This is a genomic window from Affinundibacterium seohonense (assembly GCF_014284305.1).
GTDB classification, from domain to species: domain Bacteria; phylum Pseudomonadota; class Gammaproteobacteria; order Burkholderiales; family Burkholderiaceae_D; genus Undibacterium; species Undibacterium seohonense.
The window spans coordinates 219,519-225,518 of record NZ_JACOFW010000007.1 but is presented as its reverse complement, the minus strand read 5'-3'; the positions used below and the strand labels follow the sequence as shown (position 1 = coordinate 225,518).

Below are 6,000 nucleotides of genomic sequence, written 5' to 3'. Positions count from 1 at the left end.
TGAGCATAGAATTCGTAGTCGCCTGATTCGCGCCAGAACAGCTTTATGCAATGAAATACGCGGCCTGTTAGGTGAGTTTGGTATTGTGATTGCGCTAGGGGTATCGCAGGTTCGGCAAGCTTTGCCTGTGTTGTTAGAGAATTCCGATGGCAAACTCAATGCACGTTTTTTACAGTTATTGCGTGAGTTGGCAGAAGAACTCAGAGAAGTCGACGATCGCGTGAAGGCACATGATCAACGTATCGCAGCAGCAGTGAAATCAGATGAGCGTATTCAACGATTAATGGCAATTGAAGGTTTTGGTCCGATTTCGGCCAGCGCCTTAGTCGCAGCAGTGGGTGATGCAACACAATTCTCTAGTGGTCGCGATATGGCCGCCTGGTTAGGTCTGGTGCCGCGACAGCACTCGAGTGGTGGCAAAGAACGACTTGGGCACATCAGTAAGCGTGGCGATACGTATTTGAGAACGCTCTTAATTCATGGTGCCCGAGCGGCATTAAATGCGTGTGGCAATAAACTAGATCGACGTAGCCGATGGGCACAAGGTTTGATGTTAAGGCGAAACCGAAATATCGCCACAGTGGCCTTAGCGAACAAAAACGCAAGAATTGCGTGGTCAATCTTGAGCAAGCAAGAAGTCTATCGAGGTGCAATGATGTAGTCGCTGAGGGAAGTATTGAAGTCGAAAAAGTGTTTCAGCAGTAATTGCGAATTTTTGAAGTGATGGCAAACAGGTTAGACCGGCGCTTGAATCACCAGCCTATTGAAAAGGCCCACTGTCTTGACAGAGATAAGGTCGCTAAGGCGTTTTGGAGCAGGCGCGCAGATTCCATTATGGCTCGGGCGCGACGGTGCCCAGATAGAAGCCGGATATACGCGAGCAGTTACACCTTTTGTTTGAACAAAAAAATTTGCAATATTGGAGGAGTCCATATACGTTGATAACAGAAGATGGAACAAACCAAGCCTGACTGAGATTCAGATCGATCTGCTCTGCGTAGAACATCGAGCTACCTAACTTGCCGAGATTTTCACGCAAACCCGCTTCGGCTTTATCGGCATGCTGCGCAGTTTCTAATGTTAATTTGACTGAGGTACTGGTATTGATACCATCGGCATCTGACAGGCTCAACACAAGCCCGGTATCGGTTTCTGACAAGTTTAACCACAAGCCAATTTTGCGATCCGAGGACTTTTTGGTCAATGCCATTTCCCAATGTTGATCACGATTGCGATGGACTGACATACCGACTTTTAAACTAGCGAATTCCGCCATTTTCTCATTCGGATACACGCGCCAAATCACGCCATTATCATTAGTCGATTTCTTTTCGACGGTGTTGGCATGCACACCGACGACTTCACGTTTGTGCATATAGTTGAGGCCATCGCCATTAGCCAGATCCTCGTTGGTTTCTAATTCAAACCAATCCGGTCCTAAACGCGTTACATAACCGATATGCAAACCGACAAATTTAGGCGAGTCAAACGCACCAATATCTTCTCTGCGACCATTAGCAAAATACGCAGTATGACCGCGGTGAAACGTCTTATCGACATTGGGCGTAAAGGCGATTTGTGTATGACCGCTGGAGGCACGATAGTATTCAGGACGACGCTCTAAAATTTCATCCAACAATAAGCGATAGTGAGCGGTGATATTTTTCACATAGCCCATATCTTTATAACGACCTTCGATTTTGAGTGACTGAATACCCGCATCGAGTAGAGCTTCCAGATTGGCGCTTTGATCATTGTCTTTCATCGACAATAAATGCTTGTCATAAGCGACCACTCTGCCCTCACCATCGGTCAAGGTATATGGCAAACGGCAGGCTTGTGAACAATCACCACGATTTGCGCTACGACCATCTTTGGCATGTGAGATATAACATTGACCGGAAAAAGCCACACACAAAGCGCCGTGTACAAAGTATTCCAAGGGCGTATTGGTTTGCGCCTTGATCGCTTTGATTTGTTCCAGTGTGAGTTCCCGCGCTAACACCAATTGCGAAAATCCAGATGCGCCTAAAAAGTGGGCTTTCGCTGGTGTACGAATATCGCATTGCGTACTGGCATGAATTTGAATCGGTGGAATATCTAATTCCATCACGCCCATATCTTGCACGATCAAAGCATCCACACCTGCATCATAAAATTGATGGATCAATTTTTGCGCAGGCTCTAGTTCACTATCATGCAGAATCGTGTTGAGCGTGACAAAAATGCGGGCATGATAACGATGCGCAAATTCCACCAATTTGGCGATCTCACTGATCTCATTACTGGCATTGTGACGTGCTCCAAACGAAGGACCGCCGATATAGACCGCATCAGCACCATGCAAAATCGCTTCACGACCGATCTCCACAGTCTTGGCAGGTGATAGCAATTCAATTTCGTTGGTGCGTAAGGTCATGGCGGTGCTTAATTGTGGGGTCTAAGGAAGGCGCGATTATAACAAAAGCGAGCTGTCTCGCTCATGTCGACAGGATTAAGCGTCAGAAGTATTGCTTTGTTGATCTAACCAAGCTTGCGCTTCTGACATGGTTAAGTCCAATACCTTCTTCATTTCTGTGAAAAGTCGTTCAACCACCTCAGCTTGTCCGGCTTTGATAGCGCTTTCCAGCGCTCGAGAAGTTTCCACAAAAGCAATTGCCCCTAGCGTTCCCATAGAGCCACGCATGGTATGAAACACACGGGCTGCCTCTTCAACCCGCTCTTCCTGCCAGGCTAGTTGCGCTTGCTCAAATTGACCTTGTGCTTTCGCCACCATATTTTTTATCAAACCAATGAAAGTACTCCGGTAGGTAGGATTCCCTTCGCAGAAGGCCATAAAGCGATTCGGGTCAAAGTATTTTGCTGGCGCCTCTTCACTGCTATCCGCGACTCGCTCAAACTCGTCGCGTTGACGAATTTCATATCCCTGGAATTTCAAATAGCGTTCAAGCGCGCTTTTTAGCTCTTTGCTTTCTAAGGGCTTACTCACGTAATCATCCATCCCAGCTTGCAAACAAATTTCTTTATCACCATGCATAGCGGCAGCGGTGACCGCGATAATTCTCGGTTGGTGAATACGCGAATTCCGCACAATTTTGGTGCTTTCCAAGCCGTCCAACACCGGCATATGCAAATCCATCCACACCACTTCGAATGCTTGTTGTATCGCGTCGGCAGCTAAAATTTGATCAACCGCTTCACGCCCGTCATTCGCATACGCGGTCTGATAACCTAAACGCTCTAGCATCATTCCAGCCACTTTACGGTTGGTGGGATTATCGTCTACGACCAACATACGTATAGGGAAGCGCTCTCCCAGATTCGGCCGTCCTTGGCGGCGTTCTTGTTCAATCCGATGTTCAGCGTCAGCACCACGCGTCGCATCTGGTACGAACAATAACTGTAATAAGGCTTCCGCCAAATGCGATTCTCGTACTGGCTTTAAAAGATAAGAAGCACCTAGCTGATCTAGTTCTTTTTCACGGTTTTCGGCTTGCATCACAATCGCTAGGACGGGCAATTGCGCCAACTGTCCTGACGCCCGGATGGCATGAATGAAATCGGTTGTCTGCAGATTATTTTGTTCGACGTTCACCATAATCAGAGCCACGTCCTTGGCATCGACTTCCTGCAACTGATGAATATGTTCGAGAATTTGCGCTGGCATCCTATAGCCAGCTAAACGTTGTTGCATGACACGCGCACTGTTGGCATTCTGATCGATCAATAAAACACCCTTGCCACTCAAAGATTTCAATTGTTCGCGCGCCGCCATTTCGCTCGTATTTGGATTAATCGCTGCCTCATCCGTGTACGCTTCAGCCACTATTTGCACCGTAAAGACGCTGCCTTTTCCTTCTACGCTATGCAAGCTGATGCCACCGCCCATCAGTTCTGCCAAACGTCGACTAATCGCCAATCCTAAACCCGTTCCGCCATACTTACGGGTGGTGGCTGCATCGATTTGCGTGAATGCTGAGAACAAATGTTCGACTCGATCAGCAGGTATGCCTATCCCCGTATCTTTAACATGGATCTGCAGCATGTCTTGGCTGGCTGCATCATTGGCGACCAGACTTACCTGAATGATGACTTCCCCTTGCTCGGTGAATTTGACCGCATTACTCAAGAGGTTTAACACAATTTGGCGAACGCGCGTAATGTCGCCGAGAATAAAGCGCGGCACATCGACATCAAATTCATATAAGAGCTCCAGCCTCTTCTGGTTTGCCGCACTGGCCAGCAAGGCGATGCAATCTTCGATCATCTGTTGCAATGAAAACGGTTCGCATTCCAACCCCATTTTTCCCGACTCTATTTTCGAAAAATCCAAAATATCATTAATGATCGTCAACAAAGCATTTCCTGAAGTTCGTATTGTTTCAACATAGTCATTTTGTTCGGCATTGAGCGCAGTACCCGCTAATAAATCGGTCATCCCAATCACCCCATTCATCGGAGTGCGTATCTCATGACTCATCGTTGCCAAAAACGCCGCTTTTGCGTTGGCTGCTTGCAAAGCTTGTCCAGTTTGATGTTCTAAGTCGATCGTTCGCGCCAATACGCGAGCTTCAAGTTCGGCATTTTGCGCTAGCAAAGCATCACGAGATTGTTTCAAGGCATCGGCGGTATGTCCCAACTCATCGCTAATTTGTTTAAATTCGACGAAATTTGTTCGTATCACACCGGGATCGAGATCACCATGACCTAATTTCACGGCTGCGCGAGCAATTGCACTGATACTGACGTTAAGCCGCGCCGCAAACCAAATTCCAAAAGCCGAAGCGATCAAGGCTAACACGACCGCTAATGCGACCGTCTTCTGGCTCTTTTGCTTAATTACATAATTAAAATCTTCTGCTGGCACGGCAATGACCAAGCGCCATTCAGGAAAATTCACATCTGCACTCTGATTGTCCGCCAACACATTTGAGGTTAGGCTGCGTCCCTGATTTAACACCATCGCATGTGCCAGATAATTTTTCTGACTAAATTCAAACTGAAAATTTTCACAAACGCTGCTGCCTTTGCAAAGCACGCTGTTTGCCTGCTCTTCCGGCATCCTGACCGCGCCAGAACTCGTTTTGAGACGCGCTGGCATCGCATGCATTGCATGCCGAATCAGAGGTGAATTTGCCTCAAGAGCGGAAATTCTCGGCACATCTGGAGAGCCCAACAACATGTTTTCGATCGAGGTCGCGACTAGATCACCTCGGTTGTCAATGATGAAAGCGATCGCATTTGGACTGATATCCAGATTATGTAAGGAGTGACTCAACAATTTAAAGGACACATCCAAGGCCAGTACGCCAATGATTTCACGTTGGGCATTGCGCACCACCGTCGCATGCGCGACCTGTAATTGATTACGTGAAAATGAGGGATAGACATCAGTCCATGCACGTCTGTCACTGGCTTGACCTGTCCTATCCGCCGCCTGCATGGCAGCGCTGTACCAAGGACGTGTGCTGGCGTTATAAGGCTGTTTGTCCTTGCCTATCATCATGCGACGATCTAAAGGATAGGCGCTACGATAATGACGGCGAAAACTCTCACCTGGTTCTTGCATCACGACATCCGGCAGGGTATCTTCGTCATACACGTTGATCGCCCGATAGCCGCCATTCAATTGGGCATAACTGATGAATTTGACTAAGCGGGTCCCGCGCATGGCGCCCCATGCCACTTTTTCAAATTGATCTAAACTGGTGAAATTCTTACTATCTGGCTCGCCGTTGACCGCGTCACCATAGCTAGAAAAGGAACTGAGTAGACGTGATGGTTCGGCTAAATCGGCATCCGCAGCTTCACTGGCGCGCAAACTCGCCTGCACCATCACCGCATTGGCAGCATCCACCGCGCTTTGTTGTGCGGCACGATAGGCGAACCAAGTTATGAGCAAGGCAGGCAGCAATACCAGCACACCAATGGCAAATGGTAAAAATAACTTGAGCTGGAGATTCTTCACGCCAACGATGTCCTTTGTAATAGCAAAAAGCG

The 6,000-nt window shown here is 47.9% G+C and carries 3 protein-coding genes; 1 reads left to right on the top strand and 2 read right to left on the bottom strand.

What is annotated here, in order from left to right; genetic code table 11:
* The coding region (locus H8K52_RS09035) for an IS110 family RNA-guided transposase (protein ID WP_186922567.1) at nt 1-661 on the top strand (661 nt) is incomplete at its 5' end.
* A 171-nt stretch (nt 662-832) separates the two neighbouring features.
* On the opposite strand, the gene H8K52_RS09030 is transcribed toward H8K52_RS09035, so the two are convergent.
* Both H8K52_RS09030 and H8K52_RS09025 read right to left on the bottom strand, forming a co-directional pair.
* Entirely contained in the window at nt 833-2,419 is a 1,587-nt protein-coding gene (locus H8K52_RS09030; protein WP_186922566.1) for a peptidase U32 family protein, read from the bottom strand.
* A gap of 75 nt (nt 2,420-2,494) precedes the next feature.
* Nucleotides 2,495-5,968, bottom strand: coding sequence for an ATP-binding protein (locus H8K52_RS09025; protein ID WP_186922565.1), 3,474 nt, complete (start codon nt 5,966-5,968; stop codon nt 2,495-2,497).
* Nucleotides 5,969-6,000: the final 32 nt, after the last annotated feature.